Annotated in this window: 1 rRNA gene; it reads right to left on the reverse strand. The window is 55.5% G+C overall.

The window, feature by feature from the left end:
• Positions 1-3,057 (reverse strand): 23S ribosomal RNA (locus AACX88_RS17300); the annotation flags it as partial.
• Positions 3,058-3,064: the final 7 nt, after the last annotated feature.

Genomic DNA, 3,064 nt, shown 5'->3' on the forward strand with positions numbered 1-3,064 from the left:
GTGCTTCCATACCCGGCCTATCAACCCAGTGTTCTCCTGGGCACCTCCCCCCAATAGGGATGGAAATCTCATCTCGGAGCAGGCTTCCCGCTTAGATGCTTTCAGCGGTTATCCTTCCCGAACGTAGCCAACCAGCCATGCACCTGGCGGTACAACTGGCACACCAGAGGTTCGTCCGTCCCGGTCCTCTCGTACTAAGGACAGCCCTCCACAAATTTCCTACGCACGCAGCGGATAGGGACCGAACTGTCTCACGACGTTCTAAACCCAGCTCGCGTACCGCTTTAATGGGCGAACAGCCCAACCCTTGGGACCGACTCCAGCCCCAGGATGCGACGAGCCGACATCGAGGTGCCAAACCATGCCGTCGATATGGACTCTTGGGCAAGATCAGCCTGTTATCCCCGAGGTACCTTTTATCCGTTGAGCGACCACGCTTCCACAAGCCATGGCCGGGTCACTAGTCCCAGCTTTCGCTCCTGCTCGACACGTCCGTCTCACAGTCAAGCTCCCTTGTGCACTTACACTCGACACCTGATTGCCAACCAGGCTGAGGGAACCTTTGGGCGCCTCCGTTACTCTTTAGGAGGCAACCGCCCCAGTTAAACTACCCATCAGGCACTGTCCCTGAACCCGATCAGGGTCCGAAGTTAAGGAATCCAGAATGGTCAGAGTGGTATTTCACTTGTCGACTCCACCCGATCTGGCGACCAGGCTTCAACATCTCCCACCTATCCTACACAAACCACACCGAACACCAATACCAAACTATAGTGAAGGTCTCGGGGTCTTTCCGTCCTGCTGCGCGTAACGAGCATCTTTACTCGTAATGCAATTTCGCCGAGTTCGTGGTTGAGACAGCAGAGAAGTCGTTACGCCATTCGTGCAGGTCGGAACTTACCCGACAAGGAATTTCGCTACCTTAGGATGGTTATAGTTACCACCGCCGTTTACTGGGGCTTAAATTCTCCGCTTCACCCCAAGGGGTTAACGGGTCCTCTTAACCTTCCAGCACCGGGCAGGCGTCAGTCCGTATACATCGACTTACATCTTCGCACGGACCTGTGTTTTTAATAAACAGTCGCTTCTCTCTGGCCTCTGCGACCACCACCAGCTCCCAACCGCTAGGGTTGTTCACCAGGATGGCCCCCCTTCTCCCGAAGTTACGGGGGCATTTTGCCGAGTTCCTTAACCACGATTCTCTCGATCACCTTAGTATTCTCTACCTGACCACCTGTGTCGGTTATAGGGTACGGGCAACACACACCCTCACGTCGATGCTTTTCTCGGCAGCAGAGGATCACCAGATCACCCCACCACTGTGGGGCGCCCATCAGCTCTCACACATGTGTGGGGACGGATTTGCCTACCCCCACGTGCTACGACCTTAGACCACGACTACCATCGCGTGGCCTGGCTACCTTTCTGCGTCACACCTCACGCTGACCGACTCCACACTCAGGTCCTCACCTCACCCCAACAACCAGGTCCGAAGACCCGATCGGGGGATCGGGGAGTTAGTGTCATGTGTTTTGGTATTGTCGGTTGTGTGTCGGTACCAGAATATCAACTGGTTGTCCATCGACTACGCCTGTCGGCCTCGCCTTAGGTCCCGACTTACCCAGGGCGGATTAGCCTAGCCCTGGAACCCTTGGTCATCCGGTGGACGGGTTTCTCACCCGTCTTTCGCTACTCATGCCTGCATTCTCACTCGTGACGCCTCCACCACTCGTTCACACGGCGACTTCACTGGCGACACGACGCTCCCCTACCCAACATCACACCATTACAGTATCGTGATGCTGCCACAACTTCGGCGGTGTACTTAGCCCCGCTACATTATCGGCGCTCAATCACTTGACCAGTGAGCTATTACGCACTCTTTCAAGGGTGGCTGCTTCTAAGCCAACCTCCTGGTTGTCTTCGCAACTGAACATCCTTTCCCACTCAGCACACGCTTAGGGGCCTTAGTTGATGGTCTGGGCTGTTTCCCTCTCGACAATGAAGCTTATCCCCCACTGTCTCACTGCCACGCTGAACCTTACCGGCATTCGGAGTTTAGTTGACGTCAGTAACCCGGTGGGGCCCATCAGCCATCCAGTAGCTCTACCTCCGGCAAGAACCACGCAACGCTGCACCTAAATGCATTTCGGGGAGAACCAGCTATCACAGAGTTTGATTGGCCTTTCACCCCTAACCACAGGTCATCCCCTCCATTTTCAACTGAAGTGGGTGCGGGCCTCCACAACATCTTACTGCTGCTTCACCCTGCCCATGGCTAGATCACTCCGCTTCGGGTCTAGGACACGCGACTGAACCGCCCTGTTCGGACTCGCTTTCGCTACGGCTACCCCACACGGGTTAACCTCGCCACGCACCGCTAACTCGCAGGCTCATTCTTCAAAAGGCACGCCATCACACCAACAAGGGTGCTCTGACGGATTGTAAGCACATGGTTTCAGGTACTCTTTCACTCCCCTCCCGGGGTACTTTTCACCATTCCCTCACGGTACTGATCCGCTATCGGTCATCAGGAAGTATTTAGCCTTACCAGGTGGTCCTGGCAGATTCACACGGAATTCCACGAGTTCCGTGCTACTCGGGGACATGCATAACACTGGGGCCACGCGTTTCGTCTACGGGACTCTCACCCACTCCGGTACTGTTTCCCACCAGCTTCGACTACACGCAGCAACACATCAGTGTCTCGGTCATGCTGAACCGAACACACACACCCCACAACACCGTGTACGCAACACCAGCACGCTTGACACGCACACGGTTTAGGCTCATCCGGTTTCGCTCGCCACTACTCCCGGAATCATTCTTATTTTCTCTTCCTACGGGTACTGAGATGTTTCACTTCCCCGCGTTCCCTCCACACACCCTATATATTCAGGTGCGGGTCACCACACTCACATGTGGCGGGGTTTCCCCATTCGGACATCCTCGGATCAACGCCCGTTTATCGGCTCCCCGAGGCTTATCGCAGATTTCCACGTCCTTCATCGGCTCCTGATGCCAAGGCATCCACCATGCGCTCTTACACACTCACACCACCCAG

This window comes from Brevibacterium metallidurans, from assembly GCF_037101285.1.
Classification (GTDB): Bacteria; Actinomycetota; Actinomycetes; order Actinomycetales; family Brevibacteriaceae; genus Brevibacterium; species Brevibacterium metallidurans.